The organism is Bacillus sp. FJAT-27225, from assembly GCF_001685025.1.
Taxonomy (GTDB): domain Bacteria; phylum Bacillota; class Bacilli; order Bacillales; family Cytobacillaceae; genus Bacillus_D.
Genome location: NZ_MAYU01000024.1, coordinates 303,911 through 322,218, shown reverse-complemented (window position 1 = coordinate 322,218; position 18,308 = coordinate 303,911). Strand labels below are relative to the sequence as shown.

Sequence of the window (18,308 nt, the reverse complement as noted above, 5' to 3'; positions counted from 1 at the left end):
TACTGGGGAAGAGAAACAATTTTTATTGAAGGTACTCAGCAACCGTTTTAAAAAATAACGGATCGAGTTGCCTATAAAATTGAATGTTTAATACACATATAAGAATCCCGCCGTTGTCAGGCCTTTTTGGTCATGACAAAGGCGTATTTGTACGCATTTCGAAAAGGCAAGCCATATCTGCCCTTCCGCCAAGCTAAAGGCAGCCCAACCCGCTGCCTTATTTAAATTTATGAAACCCTTTTATTTTGCGAGAGCCATGGCCAATACTATATGATAATAAGAGAATAGATAAAAGGAGAACGGCCATGAAGGATGAATTGCAGTATATAGGTGAGAAAATCATTGCTAACGACCATATTATTGCAAAAAATGTTACAGATATCATTGAGAAAAATAACACGTTCAGGCTTCCTGTTATTGAAATTCCCCGCGAGAAACAAGTTAATTTTTGCTCTGAGCTCGTTCGGCTGCTTGGCGAGGCTCTTTTGGATTCAACCCCTGTATATGGCAAGATTGAGGAATGGAGCAAAAAAGCAGCCACTATCGCAATTCGTCATTCAATCTCCCTGACTGACTCTCTGAGAAGCGCAACCTTTTTCCGGACCGTCATTTGGGATGTATTTACCGATGAGCTGGAGAAAAGGAAATTTGCAGCCATTACAATGCTAGATGTTTCAAAAATTATCGACCCCCTCCTCGACCGGGTCAGCAGTGTGATAGGGGAGGAGTTTGAATTACACACAAACCGCCTGATGAACGTTGCCTACACTGCCCTTGAAGAGCTATCTGTCCCCGTCGTCCCGATTGTCGAAGGAGTGGCGGTTGTACCTCTGGTCGGTTCTATTGATACACGCCGAGCAAAGCTGATTATGGACGTATCATTGGCGGAAAGCTCAAAACTGAATGTCCGCCAAATGATATTCGATGTTTCCGGAGTGCCGATCATTGATACAATGGTGGCCGATCAACTGTTCCAAATTTTTAATGCCTTGAGACTAACAGGCGTTCAAGCTGTCATAACCGGGATTCGCCCCGAGATTTCACAGACGATTGTCAACCTCGGTTTAAATTTTACTGGAATCAAAACAAGGGCCACCATGCAGCAAGCCCTTCGTGACTTGGGTGTTCATAAGCTTTCCAAAGAGCAAAAATAAAGGTCAATAGCTGCCGGTAAAGACGGCTGCTATTGACCTTTTCTTTTTGATGGCCAAGCTGTACTATTCCCCTATGTTCATTTCCGTCCCGGAATCAGCCCCTATCTTGCGGACCGCGGTTTCCATGATCCACACTGTAAGGAGAAGCCCGGAAAAGAGTAAAGATGCATACTCAAAATAATACCATTCGAAGGTTATCACTATATCATAAACACCATGGACAGCGATTAACAGCCATAGATTGCGTGACCATAAGAGAAGAATGCCCAGGAACAGGCCCAAATTTGTAAACGTAACAACCGTACCAATCGTTACTTCCCATGGCTGTGGAGTGTCCAAAGCATGCCCAACCCCGAATAATAGGCTGCTGATGAACAAGGCGGCCATCAAAAAAACATCTTTTGGCCATTTAGACCATCTGTTTGGAAGGATTTTTTTAAAAAGCATTAAAATCAGGATGATATAGCCAAGCCGGTAAACCTCCTCGAACCCTGCAAGGGCGGAAGTATAGAAATCGTATCCTTCAAATTCAAACCAGTCGATTAGAGAATTTGTGGCACCCGGCTCAATCAGCCCTTCCTCTTCACCTACTTGATTCCACTCACCATTTACTGCCTCAACCGATTCTTCCACATACTCCTCATACTGATCGTTAAACCCGGGAAAGAGAATAGTAGAATAAAAGTTAACTACCGCTGATCCCATGTAGAATAAAAGGAAAGCAGCCGCAAATTGGGAAGCATATCCTCTATTCCAAAATTTATGTTTGCTATCTGGCATGTCAGTAGTGAACCCAAGCGCATCCTTTAACGTTCCGGCTGCTTTCCTTCCAGTTGGGCCTGCCAGCCTCGGATGAAGTTTCCATGCCACAAAAATGGATACAATCATGATCGCATCATATATTTCAGTAAAGAAAGAACTATACCGAGAAAGAAAAAGGGCCAATTCAGAGCCCACTGTCACAATTAGAAGCAAAAAGAATAGCCGTTTTGATACCGGCCTAACTAGATCGTCTACCAAGTCCTATTCCCCACTAACATCCTTTTATTTTCCAACAAATTGAATGACAAGATACCCAATTCCGTTTACGGCCAGCAAAAAAAGCCCGCAGCCCAATAGCCATCTGCTATTCCATTCCATACTAATTGCTCCTGACTATTTTTTCCTTAGCTTATCATATTCCGCTTGACTAAACATCAACTTTTTGAAGCCTCTTTCAGGGGGCAATTTCGACATCTTGCCCAGCAATCCGACAAATCCATTTTTAATCAAACGTTTGATTGAAAACAGCAGAAAACGCAACGTAGCATAGGATGTAAGACTTTAAAAAATTAAAAAAATGTCGAAGGGATAATCGGATTTTAGACTAAAAAGAGTTGGAAACAGCTTTGTCCTGATTCATTTAAACATTGTCCTAATCGTTCGTTGAACACCTCGTTCACCGGTAAAACAGACAAAAAGAAAGCTGCGGGCATACTTATGCCGACAGCTTTCCATCAATCCTTTATTCAATCCGTTTCCGGTTTGTGTCACCTTTAACTTCAAGCAGCTTTTGCTTCAAATTGCTCTCCATGAGCGAAAGCTCGTGCTCGGCTTGGCGACGCTTATTGCGCCCTTCTTCCTGGATCCGCAATGTTTCCTCAAGAGTCGAGACGAGGCTTTCTTGCGTCCGCTTCAGTGTTTCAATTTCAACGAGGCCGCGTTCGTTTTCGCGGGCTGTCTCAATGGTGTTTGCTTTCAGCATTTCCGCATTCTTCAACAGCAAATCGTTTGTTGTCTTCGAAACCTGCTTCTGGGCTTCAACCGCATTGCGCTGGCGGATAAGGGTCAGGGCTATTGCGACCTGGTTTTTCCAAAGCGGGATCGCCGTCATGATTGACGACTGAATTTTCTCGGCAAGCGCCTGGTTCGTATTTTGGATGAGCCTGATTTGCGGTGCGCTCTGGACAGTTAATTCCCTGCTTAGCTTCAAATCATGGATCCTCTTATCCAAGCGGTCGGCAAACTGCATCATGTCGTTAACTTCCTGGACCTTCATCTGGTCTCCAGATGCCTCCGCCTCCCTGCGCATTGCCGGGATTGTCTTCTGAATTAATTCATCATACTTCAATTCGCCAGCCGCGATGTAGACATTCAATGCATTGAAGTATTCGCGGTTGTGTTCATACAAGCGCTCAAGAAGGGCCATGTCGGCAAGGAGAGTATTTTTACTGCGGTCAAGCTTCACGGATATCCTGTCAATCTGCGCGCCTGTCTTCTGGTACTTCGACAGAACCTCCTGGACTGAGCCAGTCACCTTTCCAAACATCCGCGAAATTAATCCTTTTTTCTCTTGATTCAACTCGTCTGGATTCACATGGGACAAGTGTTTCATCAGATCATTAATAATTTCGCCAATTTCCCCGACATCCTTCTTTTGGACATGCTCAAGCATGGTGTTCGAAAAAGAGAGCAGTTTTGACTGCGCCTGCGTCCCATAGGCGATCATGGCCTGATGGTTTTTTGGATCAATTTGATCGGCAAGCTGCAAGGCTTTTGCTTTGTTTTCCTCAGGAAGCACATCGATCAGCCTGACCTGCTTTCCCTCCTCCGCTACTGGAGCAGATGCCACTGCAGGGTTTTCATTCGCGCCGAACGGGTCAGACAAAATATCATCAAGAATATTATTCGAGTTTAGGGAAGGTATATTATTTTCGCTCATTTTAGCCTCCTGTTATCCTCTGGGATTTTGATACCTCTTTGTTTTTCAATCACCTTTTTGGCTACATCGATTTCAAAATCAAGATGGTCAATATCATCCCGGATTATATAATATAAATCCTGCTCAACTATATCCGCCATATCATCGAGCGTCCGCTGTGTTTCATGGAGCTTCAATTCAATCTCGGGGTTCCGCTTTGGCTGGGCTGAAAGGAATGCATATTTTTCGGCAAGTTCAATTAAGGAATCGAGATGGGAAAAATAGAATCGTTCCGCCTTATAAAATCGCTTTGGTTCATCTTTCGTCAGCTTGTATATTTTTTTAGTTATACGAAGCAATTCAATCCGCTGCTTCAGTGAGGGAAGATTCTTTATTGAAAAGAGAGCCTTGTGGAGGCGGTTGATTTTCCGCTTTCCTTCCTCAAGGTTTTGTTTAATATACCGGTATTCCTTCCGTGTCAGGCTGTGCTTCTTCAAGAATTGGGAATTGGTGTACATGCCTACCGACTTGTAGGCCGTAAAACCGCCGGCCGCCGAAATCCCTGTTGCCAGCAGCAGTCCAGTATCAAAACCAAAAAAACTTATCGCTCCCGCTGTCACAGCGGTAGGGACAGCGATCGAGCTTTTCAATAAAAACGATAGAAATGGATTCATACCGCATCGACTCCTGACTTTAATAGCTATATCTGTTAATACGTTGCTGGAAGTGAAATTGTTTCAATTTATACAAAAATATATTTTGTAAATACTGGTTTCCATACCTTAACAATACACGAATTGGCATTATCTTTCCACCGGCTGAAATTGTAGAATCAACTAGGTCTCAAGACTGAGTTTTATCCTAAGTTGCCTCCACTAAATTAAAAAAGCCTCCATCCATTATCGACAGAGGCCTGTATCCTTATGCATTATTGAAATCTTCCGGCCTTTCAGATTGCTTAAAGTGATACAAAATCGCCTTTACAATTCGGGCTGAGGCCAAACCGTCCCCATAAGGATTTGATGCCTTGGCCATGCAGCTGTACGCTTCTGGATTGGTCAACAAATCGTCCGCAAGCGCAAAAATCGTTTCTTCATCCGTTCCAGCGAGCCTCAAGGTACCGGCAGCCACTCCTTCAGGACGTTCTGTAGTGTCGCGGAGTACTAGTACCGGAACGCCAAGCGAAGGAGCTTCCTCCTGTACACCACCAGAATCGGTCAAGATTAAATGTGCCCTCGCGGCAAAATTGTGAAAATCAATCACATCCAGCGGCTCAATTAGGGAAATACGCGGATTGTCACCAAGAATACGCCCCGCTATTTCCCTTACGACTGGATTCATATGGACAGGATAAACAACTTGAATATCCTGATGCTTTTCCACCAAGCTGCGGATTGCCCTAAACATATTTTCCATAGGAGTTCCGAGATTTTCCCGTCTATGAGCAGTCATCAATACGAGGCGGTCACCGCCAATTTTTTCAAGAACAGGATGAGAATAATTTTCTTTAACAGTCGTCTTCAACGCATCAATCGCTGTGTTGCCGGTTACGAAAATATCCTCGGCCTTTTTATTTTCTGAAAGCAGATTTTGCCTGGACTGGTTAGTCGGTGCAAAATGCAAGTCAGCAAATACACTCGTCAACTGGCGGTTCAGTTCCTCGGGAAATGGAGAGTACTTGTTCCATGTTCTCAAGCCAGCTTCGACATGTCCGACAGGGATGGAATTATAAAAAGCGGCGAGGCTTGCGACAAATGTTGTGGATGTGTCACCATGAACGAGAACGATATCAGGCCTCGCTTCCTGAAACACAGCGTTCAGCCCCTCGAGACTTCTCACAGTTACATCAATAAGCGTTTGCCGGTCTTTCATGATATTTAAATCATAATCTGGAACAATATTAAAAATATTTAATACTTGGTCGAGCATCTGCCGGTGTTGTGCAGTGACTGTTACAACCGACTCTATTTTATCCGGATGCTTCTCGAGTTCCTTTACAAGCGGAGCCATTTTAATTGCCTCCGGCCTTGTACCGAAAACAGTCATTACTTTTACTGTCATCTATTCTTTATCTCCAATCATTAAGATCCTAATCTTCCCTTCATTATACGAAGAGCAATTCAAAATGATTATAAAAGATGAATAGAAACATTAATGTTAACTCAAGCCTATCCTTATCCTAATCCTGTCTAGGAAATTCTCTCTGATGATGGTTCCTCGCCCACTTCCCACGCTTCCTAGTTAAACTCGCCTAAACCCTTAAATGAAATTTAATTTTCAGTAAATATGCCAAAAAGTCATTTTAGAGCCGCTAACCGAAGTAAAACGACAGATTGCCTATACGTGTTACGTCAATTTTCAAGCCTTTTTATACGTAAAAAGAAAAATTGCCTCTTTCGACCGTTGCTGCCAAAGGCGGTATGGTTGTCTTACCCGGGAATACATGGCAAGCGCGCTTCTAAAAGGACGTACAAAATGGAACGTTATCTTGAAAATTTCGAGCATATCGCTGCTCAATATGAGCCTATGCTCAACAGCATTATCCGTTCTCTCCATATTCAGAAAAATGAAGATGAATTTTACCAAATCGGGCTCATTGCTCTTTGGGAGGCGGTACGCGGCTTCGACCCATCGAAAGGGAAATTCGAATCCTACGCCTACGGGTTCATTAAGGGAAGGATGATGATTGAGATCACCCGGTCCAGCAGGCGATTTGAACGGACTATTTATTTAAAATCGGAACTTTGGGATACAATTGAGGACCGTAAGGCAAGCGAAACGGAACTAACCGAATTGCTTGATGCCTGTACCGACATCCTTACCGCTAATCAGAAAAAATGGCTCGTTTATACATGCAGGGATGACTTGACCGTTCGCGAAATCGCCGCGCTTGAAAATGTCAGTATTTCCACTGTAAAAAGCTGGCGGAGCAGGGCTCAGCAAAAATTAAAGGGTAGTATATTCAAATAGCATTCTAAGCAAAAAAATAAAAGGGGCTCAATGCCCCTTTTGTTTTATAAACGATCCGATTCTGCAATCGGCATATTTTTCAAATCAAGTTTCAATTCCTCAATCATTTTCCTGGTTGTCATTTCGGTTTCAGTGACACCTTTTTCATAGGCCTTCTTTAATATCTCAAAAAACAGCAACTGGCCTTCTTCCACGCTTTTTCCTTTCACTTCGAGTTCGTTCCCCCTTTTTCTATCTTTTCTATCATTCTAGTAAAAATGTTGTCAAATGTAAATGAATTTCCAAAGATTTTGTTTTTGTACATTTTGTGCACGCCTCTATTCTTCGTTTTTATAAAACTAGTAGTTTGCCACTTCCCGCTTTTTTCGTTCTATAAACCAATACGCTCCAAACAATAGGATAAAAATATTCCTATAGAATAATTTTATGTTCGTAAATGAGCAAATGTGATCAAATAAAAAGCGGAAAAAAACCGAGCAAGGTACAAAGTGGGGGAAAAGCCATATAGCCTAGCCCCTTGTTGAACAGTCCAAAGCGACTACAAAGTCTTTAAAGAGGACACGTTGGATTTTCACTGAAAACATGTACAGGTCTCCTGTACTGCCCTGATTTGGGGTATAATAGTAGAATGCCGATTTTTCAATTATCATGCCTCTAACGGAATGTTCATGGCGGCGGGAATGGATTACTCTCCTCATTTCCACGTCGGAATGAAAACTGTTGCGGTGTGTAGTATAGGTCTGTCAAAGACCAGTAGTTTGAGCTAAACAACACAAGGTGAATTTTTATAAATGAAAGAGGAAGAGGTGTGTGCGGATGCGGAATGAAGGGCTGGAGATAACGTCAGAAAAACTTCGGGATATGCTGTCGCCGCATTCAGAAGAAGATGCGCGCCTGATGCAAAAGGGAATGATGCTGTATCGCCAGGGAATGGTTTCACAGCTGCGGATGGATGAAGAAACGGTTACGGCAACTGTTCAGGATGTAGTCCCGGTCCGGGTTACATTGGAGCTGCTTTTTCCCGAAATGAATGAGTGTTCGTGTCCAGGCCACGGCCTTTGCCGGCATCAGCTGGCTGTTTTTTTCACGGCATACAGCCGGACTGATTCTGTCGCTGAATGGATTGAGGATTGGCGCTATCCTGTCAGAGAAAAGCGGGCTGCTACAGCCTGGGGCATGCAGCGAGCCCGCGACCTGATTAAGGCAAATGGCGCACTGAAACAGGATTATCCTGCCTGGATTGAGTCGTTTACAGAAAACTTTGGGTCGATTATGCGTGCAAAGAAAAATGTGAATCCATATGTGGTCAGTGAGCTGTTTGGAGTATATTGGCGGCGGATCAAGGCTGACTCGCCACGCGGCGAGGAATGGAGCCTCCTATACCAGCTCTCGGCAAATGTGTTTTCATTCGCGGAACTTGCCCGCTTTAGCCGGGAGGTAGGCCATACAGATGAAATGGTCAACCGTTATTATCGGCATCTATTTACAGACCTTGGCAATGAGGCATCGAGCATTGCAGCGAGGCTTGGACATCGGGCCAAGCCATTGGGGTTCGATCCATTTCTTCAGAAGCTCAGGGAAGATACACGTGTTCTTTTGACCGACGTTCCATTGCTCAGGTACGAGCGTACATTTATCTATATGGGGATTTGGACCGGCCTTTTTAAAAAGAAGGAATGGCTTGAAGAAGAGTTGGGAAAGCTTGAGGAATTAATTGAAAGCGGAGAAAATGGGCTTCCAGTCGTGATTGCAGCTGCCCACTTGAATTTCCTCCTTAAGGAGGATGCACTCGTTCTTGGCCACCTTTCTATACTCAAAGAAAAGGAAGCTTCTCCTTTCCTTCTGCACTGGATTGATGAAATGAATGCTTATGAGGAATGGAACCGGGTGGGTCCGTATCTTGATATGATCATTCAGAAGCTGAAAGGTGTCCTTTCCAGTATACAAGGTTATCAGGGCCGCTCACAAATTGCCAGAAGTGTCGTTGAATCCGCTCTCCCATATGTCGAAGAAACCGGACGCTCGGATGTACTAGAGCGGCTTCTCCATCAGGCGCTCCCTTACACCTACTATGAGTACGGGAGCTTGCTGTTTGAGCGGGGAGACTATGCAAAGTGGGCTGAATTGCAATCGTATATGGGCTACCAGTACGCCGACCTGCCGAGCGCAAGGCTAAAGGTGCTGGAAAAGGAAATGCCCGAGGCGGTCATGTCGATACTGCATCAGTCGGCAGCGAAGCAAATTGCTGCCAAGAACAGGCCAGGCTATAAGCAGGCTGTCCGGATGCTGAAGAAACTTCGGACGTTGTATAAAAAGCAGAAACGGCTGGATGAATGGAATGCTTTTTTCGAGGAGCTGCTGGAGCGGACAAAGCGGCTGCGGGCATTTCATGAAGAATGCCAAAGGAGTAAGCTAATCGATGTACAATGAACGGTTCATTAAATTACTTTTGATAAAACAAGACTCAGGCTACCTGCTATCCGCACAAGATGAAAGCGGCGGATGGCTTCCGGTTGATATTTGGAAATTCACGCTGTTCAGCCGGCATCCGGAAAGCTATTACGGTGCCTTCCTCGACCCTGTCAAACAGGACGGAATTGAACTGCTTGAACTGAATGCCTGGCAGCTGGTCACGCTGTTTGCCCGTGAGTCTTTCAACCGGTTCTTTGACTGGGACTGGAACGAGGCAGCTGAAATATGTCTTGCGGCGGCGCATGTCCTTTATGAAGGCATCCATGAAAAAGAATGGCTTCCTGACTTCAAGTCCTGGGAGACCGGGACATTTCGCTGGCGTCTTCCTTCGAGAGTCCGTGATGAGTTTGAAAGCTCTTTTTGGGAACAGGCTGTTACTGTTCCTGGACTGTCTGCGGAACCTGAGGAAACCCCGGTCCAGGTGACAGCTTATGACTTCATTGAGGACCTTTATAATCAAGCGCTCGACGCGTATCTGACCCGTAACACCGAAATGCGTGCGCTGTTTGGGCCCAAACTTGAACTGCTTGAAAGCAAGAATATTCCAGCCGCCGCGCTTGCCCGTTATTTTGACGAGGACTCCTGGCTTGAGTGGGTTGGAATTAGGGAAAGCGAGACCCCATTCACTGTCGGGCTCCGGCTTGACGAGCCGGAGGATGGCGAAGGCTTCTGGCTCCTTGAGGTATTTTTACGGAGCAAACGAAAGCCTGACGACATATACAGGATTGATGACCCAAATGTCCCTGCTTCCTGGAAGCCATACCTGGAAAAAGCCGGCCAGGAGGAAAAGCGCTGGATAAGCCTGATTCCTTCCCTGGGTGTTTACGGCAGGCTGAAAACGTCCCTCTCCGAAGAGGAGGCGTGGATTTTCCTGACAGAGTCGAGTGAAATCCTGCTTGCCCTGGGCGTAGAAATACTCCTGCCAGGCTGGTGGGAAGCGATGAAGAACGCCAACCTGCGCGTTAAAGCCTCACTTAAAGGCACATCGAGCCACCGGCCATCATTTGTCGGCCTGCAGGCAATGCTTGATTTCAATTGGCGCTTCTCGATGAATGGCGTCGAACTTTCCGAAGATGAATTCAGGTCAATGGTTGAGGAGAAAAGGCGCCTAGTCTATGTTCGAGGCCGCTGGGTAAAACTCGACCCCGCATTTATCCGCCAGATTCAGGAAATCATGAAGAAAGCCGAAAAGGAAGGTCTGCACGTCCGCGATTTGCTTGAGCAGGAACTCACCCCTGAACAGGAGGGCGATGAGCTCGAAAACCCGCGTACGTTTGCGAAAATCCAAATTGAACTGAATCGACAATGGAAACAAATGCTCAAGCAGTTGAACGAACTCAAGGAAATTCCGCTTGCGGATGTGCCTGAAAGCCTGAACGGTACATTGCGGCCGTACCAGCAGCAAGGGATGAGCTGGCTCTTGTTCCTGCGCCAATTCGGCTTTGGGGCGATCCTGGCAGACGACATGGGGCTCGGCAAAACCATTCAGCTTATTTCCTACCTTCTTTCGGTAAAAGAAAAAGCCGCCGAAGAAGGCAGCCATCCAGGGGGCGGTACCCGAAAGGCTGATAGCGGGGAAGGAACGACGGCGGACCCAACCAAGGCTCTTGCTGGAGCGGCTGCCGCTACGGAGCCGCCAACCCTGATTATCTGTCCAACATCGGTCCTCGGCAACTGGCAGAAGGAACTGGAACGGTTTGCGCCAGGACTTCGCATTCACCTTCATTATGGCCCAAACCGCCTGAAAGGTGAGAAATTTGCTGAATTCGTCAGCGATCAGGATGTTGTGCTGACTTCCTATGGACTTACCCATTTGGATGAAGAAGAATTCTCCAGCATTCACTGGAGCACCATTGCTATTGATGAAGCTCAGAACATAAAAAATGCGAATACAAAACAATCGCGAGCGGTCCGGAAGCTAAAGGGAAGACACCATATAGCACTGACCGGGACACCGATGGAAAACAGGCTGTCCGAGCTCTGGTCGATTTTCGATTTTACAAACCATGGCTATCTAGGCAGCCTGGGTCAGTTTCAAAAACGCTTCATTATTCCGATTGAAAAAGACGAGAATAAAGAAAAAGTCCGTGAGCTGCAGGGGCTGATTCGGCCATTCCTGCTTCGCCGGACAAAGAAAGACGAAGAGGTCGCCCTGAACCTCCCAGACAAGCTCGAGCAAAAGGAATACTGCCCGTTGACGGCTGAGCAAGCTTCCCTGTACGAACAGCTTGTCCAGGATACATTCGCTCAGCTTGAGAAGCTGACAGGAATGGAACGGAAAGGGATGATTCTTCAGTTATTAGGCAGGCTGAAGCAGCTATGCAATCATCCGGCCTTGTATTTAAAGGAAACGAATGAAGCACGTGACAGTGGCGCTTCTGGGCGTGACTTGATTTCAAGGTCAACAAAGATGGAAAAACTCGTCGAGTTCATTGATTCTGTTCTCGAGCAGGATGAAAGCTGCCTGATTTTTACCCAATATCTTGAAATGGGCCAAATGATTAAAGCAGTCCTGAAGAGAAAGTTCGGAATCGATGTTCCCTTCCTGAATGGCAGTGTCCCGAAACATAAACGTGACGAAATGATTACCCAGTTCCAGGAGCATCAATTCCCTGTCTTCCTGCTCAGCCTAAAGGCTGGCGGTACAGGCCTTAACTTAACAGCGGCCAATCACGTCATCCATTATGACCGCTGGTGGAATCCTGCAGTTGAAAACCAGGCGACCGACCGTGCCTACCGGATTGGCCAGCAGCGCTTTGTCCATGTCCATAAGATGATTTGCACGGGTACACTCGAGGAAAAAATCGATGCGATGCTTGAAAAGAAACAGCACCTCAACGACCAAATCATTCAGAGTGAAAACTGGATAACTGAGCTTTCAACAGAAGAACTGCGCGAGCTGATTCTTTTAAAATAATTCGAAAAATTGTTTGTTAATTTGCGCTCCAGGATGCTCGCTTTCCGCGGGGCGGGCGGTGAGCCTCCTCGTCGTTAATGCGACTGCGGGGTCTCACCTGTCCCGCTGCTCCCGCTGGAGTCTCGCACCTTCCGCTCCAATCAACAGTTCCTTTATTGCAAGCTGCGGACTTATAATGAGGTAAATATAATCAATCCTTGTGGTGGAGGTCGGTTGTCTGTATTTATGGACAAGTTGATAAGCTAGCTTTTCAGTCTGTATTCAACTGACTTTCCATTCAGTAGCTTAGGCAGCGAAGAGACGTCTTACCAATATAGGAACATATAAAAAAGGAAAGCCGCTGAATTGGCAGTTCAGCGGCTTTCCTTATCTATTACAGGGGGGTTTTTAACAAGTCTGTCCCAAATCCGGGGTTTTATGCAAGGCAATGTTCACTTTCGGCAGGTTTTTTTGTTGGAATCGTTTCGGCTTATTGTGGCAAGTGAAATGTCACCAATAGGATGTATTGGAACTGTTTTGGCTTTTGAAAACGAGCAAAATGTCGCCAATAAGATGTATTGGAATCGTTTCAGCTTTTGAAAACGAGCAAAATGTCGTCAATAATGAGCTGGATTCCAAAAATAAAAAACCGGCGGGTATTTACCGCCGGCAGCAGGGGGCAGGAGAACGGGGAAACGGATTGAATCTCTTTCTGTAGGGGATAATGGCTTGTGGCTGGCTGTATGGATCGAATTGGCAATGGGAAGGTGGCCATGGGATCCGAATCGGTCGGTTTTTATGATAATAGAAATTTATAAGTGCATAAGGAAACCAGAGTCATGATGAGATTGGTTATGGGGATCGGAGCGGGTACATCCAATTGTTCGTTCATGTTCTGCCAACCGTTTTTCAAGGAGCTGGATCCGATTATTGAGAGTGCAGACCGTTTCATTGGTTCTGCCTGTCATCTTAATAAGCCTTTCAAGAAGAAGCTCCAGGCTTTCGGCTACATTGCTCTTATACCTATCCAAACGGAAACTCCTCCTTTGGCTGTACAACAGCATCTACTTTTGGGTATGAAGACTGCGCATTGGGCTGGTGATGGGGATAGGACGGTTGAACCGGATGGGCCTGATGCAAAATGGTCCCTGGCCCCGGAGGCTGCTCCTGGCGCGGGGGTCCCTGAGGAAAACCAGGTTCTTGCTGGGAATAACCACCCTGGCCCTGATACACATCATTTCCGGGGTATCCTCTGTGAGGGTCGGCCCCTGCCAGATGCGAATTTGTACTCGGGGTGTGTTGATTCTCAAACTGGACCTGATTGGCTGAACCGTGATGCGGACCAGCTTCAGGGAAAGGAAGCGGAACTGATTCACGTTCTTTCCGAGTCTCTTCTTCCCGGCGTCCCCCTTCTTTCGGCTTGCTGCTCAGGAAGCGGACCGACTCAGCAAGGACCTCTGTCACATATACCTTTTTCCCTTCGTTGTTTTCATAATTACGGGTTTGAATTCTGCCAGTTATTCCGATTACTGAACCTTTCCGGCAATATTGGGCAGTGTTTTCGGCAGCTTTCCTCCATAGTGTGCACTGGACGAAATCTGTGTCAATGTCACCGTGGTTATTTCGGAACTGGCGATTGACTGCCAGTATGATATTCGACACATAGGTTCCTTCTGTTGTTACTTTCAGTTCAGGATCCTTGGTCAACCGTCCCACCAGGGTTACTTGATTAATCATCTTCACAACTCCTTTCCTTCGATGGTTTTATCTTATCCTTGTCCCCTTTCTAAGTAAAATTGGCAAAAACCTGTTTTACGGCCCATTTTGCCTCTAAAAGTCACTTTTGCTTAAGGGAAAAGTGAACTATCGACTCGATTCCATGCAAAATAAGACGATTTTGCCAGTACAGAAAAAAAGTTTCGAAGCAGTAGTTGATTTTCGCTCCAGGATGCTCGCTTTCCGCGGGGCGTGCGGTGAGCCTCCTCGTCGCCAAAGCGACTGTGGGGTCTCACCTGTCCCGCTTGTCCCGCAGGAGTCTCGCACCTTCCGCTCCAATCAACTGGATACCAATCCTTTGCCATTTCTAATAGCAACAAAGTTTGCGAAAACTTATGGTATAATACAGGCAACAAAAACCCTAAGGGGAGGTATGATGTGTGAAAACGTTTAAATTAATCGCCCTTGAAATCATTGAGGATGAAAAAGCGATTGAAATTCCATTGGAAAGCGGCTTAATTATCAATAAAGAAGATGAGCAATCAAACTGGCTGATGGAAGCATACACCGACCTTTCCTTCTACCAGTTCTTTAAAAAATATCAGGAATCTGGAAAAGAATGCATTGTCCAGGTTGTTATCACGAATAGACAAAACGATCCTGCCTTTTTTCAGGCCAGGGTTTGCACGTTGAAGAAGTTTGAGAAACATATTAGCGTCCTGCTTGAAGGAAAACTCCGCAGGACAAAGGTAGGCTATGCAGAAATGCTGCTTGGCCAGCTTCTCGACCAGGGTTATGAGGGGGGCGGGCTGCTGTCTGAATTCAAAGACAAAATGCAAAGCAAGCCAAGGCTTAAGCAAAATCGATGAAATAATTAATTCAGCGGTTTTAGTTATAATTCAGCGATTTAAAATTCTAAATTAGAAGGCGGCTCCGTATTCAGGAAGCCGCCTTTCGTGTTTTTTCGACGATGCGATTGTTAATCAAACGTTTGATTAAATTTTTCCAATCCCTTGGCTGGTGTAGCTTAGGGCTTAAACTGCCTTGCAAACTTTGTAAAAACACAAGCCGCGTTCTTGGAAAAATGGCCTGGTTTCTATCCAGGCCTTTTTTCGTTTCCTATCTATTATTATCGTCGTCATCGAGGTCCAAATTGTTTCCGTTGTTGTCCCTCAGCATATTGCCATCATTGTTGTCGTTTCCATTATCTGTATCATTCAGTAAGCCATCTTCATCCACCCTGCCATCATTGTTGATGTTGGCATCATTGTCGTCCCTGTTATCAAAATTATCATTTTGATTCTGGTTATTGTCCTGAGGTGGTGGGTTTTGTTCATCATCATTTGTACCGCAGCCGCCAAGCATTAAAGCAGCAAACATTGAGGAGGCTAGCAGTGCGAAAAGTTTCTTCTTCATCTTGTAAATCTCCTTTCGTGTTGGTGGTTTGACCGGACATTGGTCCCCGAGATTAGCTTCCCCAAAACAGAAAGGAACTTACGGATTTTTTTCAAAACAAAAAACATGCAGTGCCAGTTGCAGTCTCTAGGTGTAGGTATGTGGCACTGCATGCTTTAGATGTAGTTTTAATTAACAAATTTCCCCTAATCAAAACCCCATTTTGGATAATTGGTTCAAACGGATTAGTTATTGGAATATGTTTCCTCTATTTCTGGTCAATCAGGGCAAACATAATTTCCGTTTCACAGGCGATTTCTCCATTAACCGTAGCAACACCTTTTCCCTTGCCCATCGGCCCCCTGAAGCGCACCATTTCTACCTCAAGACGGAGCTGGTCGCCAGGATAAACCTGTTTTTTAAAACGGCAGTTATCAATCCCTGTAAAAAACGCAAGCTTGCCGCGGTTTTCCTCACGCTTAAGCATCGCAACGGCACCTACCTGTGCTAGTGCCTCAACAATCAGAACACCCGGCATGACAGGAAAGTCTGGAAAATGCCCATTAAAAAATTCCTCATTGGCACTGACATTTTTTATTCCGACTGCCCTTTTTCCCTCCTCGACCTCGAGGATTTTGTCAACAAGCAAGAATGGATAGCGGTGGGGAATAATTTCTTTTATTTGCTTAATATCAAGCATTTAGTACCTCCTATTAATACGTAGTATTAATCTTATTGTACGGTTTCCAAATAAAAAAAGGAAGGGGTATCTCCCTTCCTCCATTATTTTTTAGTCACAAGATCCCGGATATGCGTCCAGGTCGATTCATTAAAAATATCAGTTGGCTTTCCGTCTCCAAGAACGCCATAGCCAAACATAACACCTAAACCGGCACAGGCAGTTACCAGAAGGATGAACAGGACTAATTTAAGCCAAATTGGAATAAGGCGTGTCCTGACCCGCTTTCTGTTTGACCCGGCTGGTACAGCCTTTTCATGCTCAGTGCGGCGTGCTTTTTTCACTTCTTCACGCGTCTTCGGTTGTTCTTGCTTATATGTTGTTGACGACATAATTGACTCCTTTTGGCGGGAAACAGGCAAAAACGTTAGCCAGCTGCCCTTTTTTGCAAAAAAACTGGTACCTTTTATCTCTATTATAAGAAAAAAATCAAAATGTAACAGCTTTTTTTGTTAAATAACAGAGAAACTCGCCGTCTTTGTCAATTTTCATCCGCACTATAAGGAGTTTAGCAGGGGTTAATGCACCCAAATTAAACCCGGAAACAAGTTTAATGGAACCATAACTCGAACGAACAACCCTTAAGCAGCTAATCCTTGATACGGACAAACAAGATGTTCCTGCAGCTCTATCTAACTATCCGAAGACAATGTAGCTCCCTGATTTTATACTATATTTCCCCCTGAATAAAAAGAGCCCAGATATCGTTCCATCCAGGCTCAAAGTTCTATTATCCAAGTTTCCTTCTGGCAATTTTATCGATATTATCAAGCATGATGCCTGTCCCAATCGCCACACAATCCATTGGGTTTTCAGCAATCAGCACCGGTACTTTCAATTCTTCGGCTAGCAGCTGGTCAATACCATGGAGCAGTGCCCCGCCTCCGGTCAGGATCACGCCGCGGTCGATGATGTCGGCAGAAAGTTCAGGCGGCGTACGCTCTAAAACGCTCTTGGCAGCCTGGACAATGACTGCGACCGACTCATGAAGGGCCTGCTCGATTTCAGTTGAATGGACTGTAATTGTGCGAGGAAGGCCACTGACCATATCACGGCCGCGGATATCCATGGATTCGTTGCGTGAGCCAGGGAAGACGGTCGCGATATTGACTTTAATATCCTCAGAAGTCCGTTCACCAATCAAAAGCTTGTATTCACGTTTGATATAGTTCAGAATCTCCATATCAAATTTATCACCGGCCATTTTTATGGAGGAAGACGTCACGATATCGCCCATTGAAAGGACGGCTACATCTGTCGTTCCTCCTCCAATATCTACGACCATATTGCCGCTTGGCTGGAAGATATCCATTCCCGCCCCAATTGCCGCAACCTTTGGCTCCTCTTCAAGATAAATCTTCTTTCCGCCGCTTTTTTCGGCAGCTTCCTTAATCGCCTTTTGCTCGACGCTTGTAATATTCGTCGGGCAGCAAATCAGGATGCGCGGCTTGGATAAAAACCCTTTTACATCCAGCTTGTTAATAAAATGCTTCAGCATTGCTTCAGTCACATCAAAGTCGGCAATCACTCCATCCTTCAACGGACGGATTGCAACAATATTCCCAGGTGTACGTCCAACCATGCGGCGCGCTTCTTCACCGACGGCAAGGACACGATTTGTATTTTTATCAATTGCAACTACAGAAGGCTCATTCAATACGATTCCGCGACCTTTTACGTGGATGAGCACGTTGGCCGTTCCCAAATCAATCCCTATATCCCTTGCAAACATTGCTTCTAATATCCTCCTCGAAAAAACGGTTTCCACATACTTTCCTAATTGTTTATTGTATCATATCGAATCCGTTTTCCATACCTTTTCAGGAGAATTCTGTAAAAGTTTGTCGAGAATAAAAGCCTTGAGATGGACAAAAAAGAAGCTGGGATTTATTTGAAAAGTTTGGTGGTTGCTATTTATTTGACCGGTTCGCCTTCTTCTTCCTTCTGGTACTTCATTTTCGTTGCTTCGCCGCCCCTTAAATGACGGATCGACTTATGGTAATCAAGGATTTCCTTTACTTCGTTTGCAAGCTCTGGACTGATTTCTGGAAGCCTTTCGGTTAAATCCTTATGGACTGTACTTTTGGATACGCCGAATTCTTTCGCAATCACGCGAACTGTTTTCCTCGTCTCCACGATATACTTTCCAATCTTGATAGTTCTCTCTTTGATGTAATCGTGCACACCACTCGCCCTCCCTTAGTTGGATGTGAGAAGTGTGAAATGAGACCCGCTTATCACTTCGACGAAATACTGCCTTCCGCACCCCGGCAGGTTTCACCGGAT

17 protein-coding genes are annotated in these 18,308 nt (G+C 45.4%); 5 read left to right on the top strand and 12 right to left on the bottom strand.

What is annotated here, in order from left to right:
* The first annotated feature begins 305 nt into the window (after positions 1-305).
* Positions 306-1,154, top strand: coding sequence for an STAS domain-containing protein (locus A8F94_RS22605; RefSeq protein ID WP_066206067.1), 849 nt, complete (start codon positions 306-308; stop codon positions 1,152-1,154).
* 63 nt (positions 1,155-1,217) lie between these two features.
* Here the strand turns inward: A8F94_RS22605 and A8F94_RS22600 are convergent, their stop codons facing one another.
* The 4 genes from A8F94_RS22600 to wecB all read right to left on the bottom strand — a co-directional run bounded on the left by A8F94_RS22600 (position 1,218) and on the right by wecB (position 5,895).
* Positions 1,218-2,174 carry a CPBP family glutamic-type intramembrane protease gene (locus A8F94_RS22600; RefSeq protein ID WP_066206064.1) on the bottom strand — a complete coding sequence of 319 codons (957 nt, stop codon included), beginning with the start codon at positions 2,172-2,174 and terminating at the stop codon, positions 1,218-1,220.
* Between the two features lie 484 nt (positions 2,175-2,658).
* Positions 2,659-3,855, bottom strand: a complete 1,197-nt coding sequence (locus A8F94_RS22595; protein ID WP_066206061.1) for a toxic anion resistance protein — start codon at positions 3,853-3,855, stop codon at positions 2,659-2,661.
* The gene (locus tag A8F94_RS22590; RefSeq protein WP_066206059.1) at positions 3,852-4,508 is read right to left on the bottom strand and encodes a 5-bromo-4-chloroindolyl phosphate hydrolysis family protein; all 657 of its coding nucleotides are present in this window, start codon (positions 4,506-4,508) and stop codon (positions 3,852-3,854) included. The genes A8F94_RS22595 and A8F94_RS22590 overlap by 4 nt, the downstream gene beginning before the upstream one ends.
* Before the next feature lie 247 nt (positions 4,509-4,755).
* Complete coding sequence (wecB, locus tag A8F94_RS22585; RefSeq protein WP_066206058.1) at positions 4,756-5,895, bottom strand: non-hydrolyzing UDP-N-acetylglucosamine 2-epimerase; 1,140 nt, start codon at positions 5,893-5,895, stop codon at positions 4,756-4,758.
* 414 nt (positions 5,896-6,309) lie between these two features.
* Here wecB and A8F94_RS22580 point away from each other — a divergent pair, with 414 nt between their 5' ends.
* A complete protein-coding gene (locus tag A8F94_RS22580) occupies positions 6,310-6,804 on the top strand; it encodes a sigma-70 family RNA polymerase sigma factor (protein WP_066206055.1) in 495 nt (164 codons plus the stop codon).
* A 44-nt stretch (positions 6,805-6,848) separates the two neighbouring features.
* On the opposite strand, the gene A8F94_RS25975 is transcribed toward A8F94_RS22580, so the two are convergent.
* A complete protein-coding gene (locus A8F94_RS25975; protein WP_175384496.1) occupies positions 6,849-7,013 on the bottom strand; it encodes a hypothetical protein in 165 nt (54 codons plus the stop codon).
* A gap of 607 nt (positions 7,014-7,620) precedes the next feature.
* Between A8F94_RS25975 and A8F94_RS22575 the strand changes: the two genes are divergently transcribed.
* Both A8F94_RS22575 and A8F94_RS22570 read left to right on the top strand, forming a co-directional pair.
* Complete coding sequence (locus tag A8F94_RS22575) at positions 7,621-9,234, top strand: SWIM zinc finger family protein (protein ID WP_066206049.1); 1,614 nt, start codon at positions 7,621-7,623, stop codon at positions 9,232-9,234.
* Positions 9,224-12,193 carry a DEAD/DEAH box helicase gene (locus A8F94_RS22570; RefSeq protein WP_066206047.1) on the top strand — a complete coding sequence of 990 codons (2,970 nt, stop codon included), beginning with the start codon at positions 9,224-9,226 and terminating at the stop codon, positions 12,191-12,193. Before A8F94_RS22575 ends, A8F94_RS22570 begins: the two co-directional genes overlap by 11 nt.
* Before the next feature lie 791 nt (positions 12,194-12,984).
* Here the strand turns inward: A8F94_RS22570 and A8F94_RS22560 are convergent.
* A complete protein-coding gene (locus A8F94_RS22560) occupies positions 12,985-13,203 on the bottom strand; it encodes a hypothetical protein (RefSeq protein WP_066206042.1) in 219 nt (72 codons plus the stop codon).
* A complete protein-coding gene (gene ssb, locus A8F94_RS25205) occupies positions 13,196-13,909 on the bottom strand; it encodes a single-stranded DNA-binding protein (protein WP_077247866.1) in 714 nt (237 codons plus the stop codon). Before ssb ends, A8F94_RS22560 begins: the two co-directional genes overlap by 8 nt.
* A 419-nt stretch (positions 13,910-14,328) precedes the next feature.
* Here ssb and A8F94_RS22545 point away from each other — a divergent pair, with 419 nt between their 5' ends.
* Positions 14,329-14,757 carry a YwpF-like family protein gene (locus tag A8F94_RS22545; RefSeq protein WP_066206036.1) on the top strand — a complete coding sequence of 143 codons (429 nt, stop codon included), beginning with the start codon at positions 14,329-14,331 and terminating at the stop codon, positions 14,755-14,757.
* A gap of 250 nt (positions 14,758-15,007) precedes the next feature.
* On the opposite strand, the gene A8F94_RS22540 is transcribed toward A8F94_RS22545, so the two are convergent.
* From A8F94_RS22540 to spoIIID, 5 genes are all read right to left on the bottom strand, one after another.
* A complete protein-coding gene (locus tag A8F94_RS22540; protein WP_066206033.1) occupies positions 15,008-15,304 on the bottom strand; it encodes a hypothetical protein in 297 nt (98 codons plus the stop codon).
* A 247-nt stretch (positions 15,305-15,551) separates the two neighbouring features.
* Positions 15,552-15,983 (bottom strand): 3-hydroxyacyl-ACP dehydratase FabZ, encoded by a 432-nt coding sequence (gene fabZ / locus A8F94_RS22535; RefSeq protein WP_066206030.1) that lies wholly within the window; start codon positions 15,981-15,983, stop codon positions 15,552-15,554.
* An 83-nt stretch (positions 15,984-16,066) separates the two neighbouring features.
* Complete coding sequence (locus A8F94_RS22530) at positions 16,067-16,354, bottom strand: DNA-directed RNA polymerase subunit beta (RefSeq protein WP_066206027.1); 288 nt, start codon at positions 16,352-16,354, stop codon at positions 16,067-16,069.
* A 398-nt stretch (positions 16,355-16,752) separates the two neighbouring features.
* Positions 16,753-17,754, bottom strand: coding sequence for a rod shape-determining protein (locus A8F94_RS22525; protein ID WP_066206024.1), 1,002 nt, complete (start codon positions 17,752-17,754; stop codon positions 16,753-16,755).
* A 182-nt stretch (positions 17,755-17,936) separates the two neighbouring features.
* Entirely contained in the window at positions 17,937-18,206 is a 270-nt protein-coding gene (gene spoIIID, locus A8F94_RS22520) for a sporulation transcriptional regulator SpoIIID (protein ID WP_066206021.1), read from the bottom strand.
* Positions 18,207-18,308 lie beyond the last annotated feature (102 nt).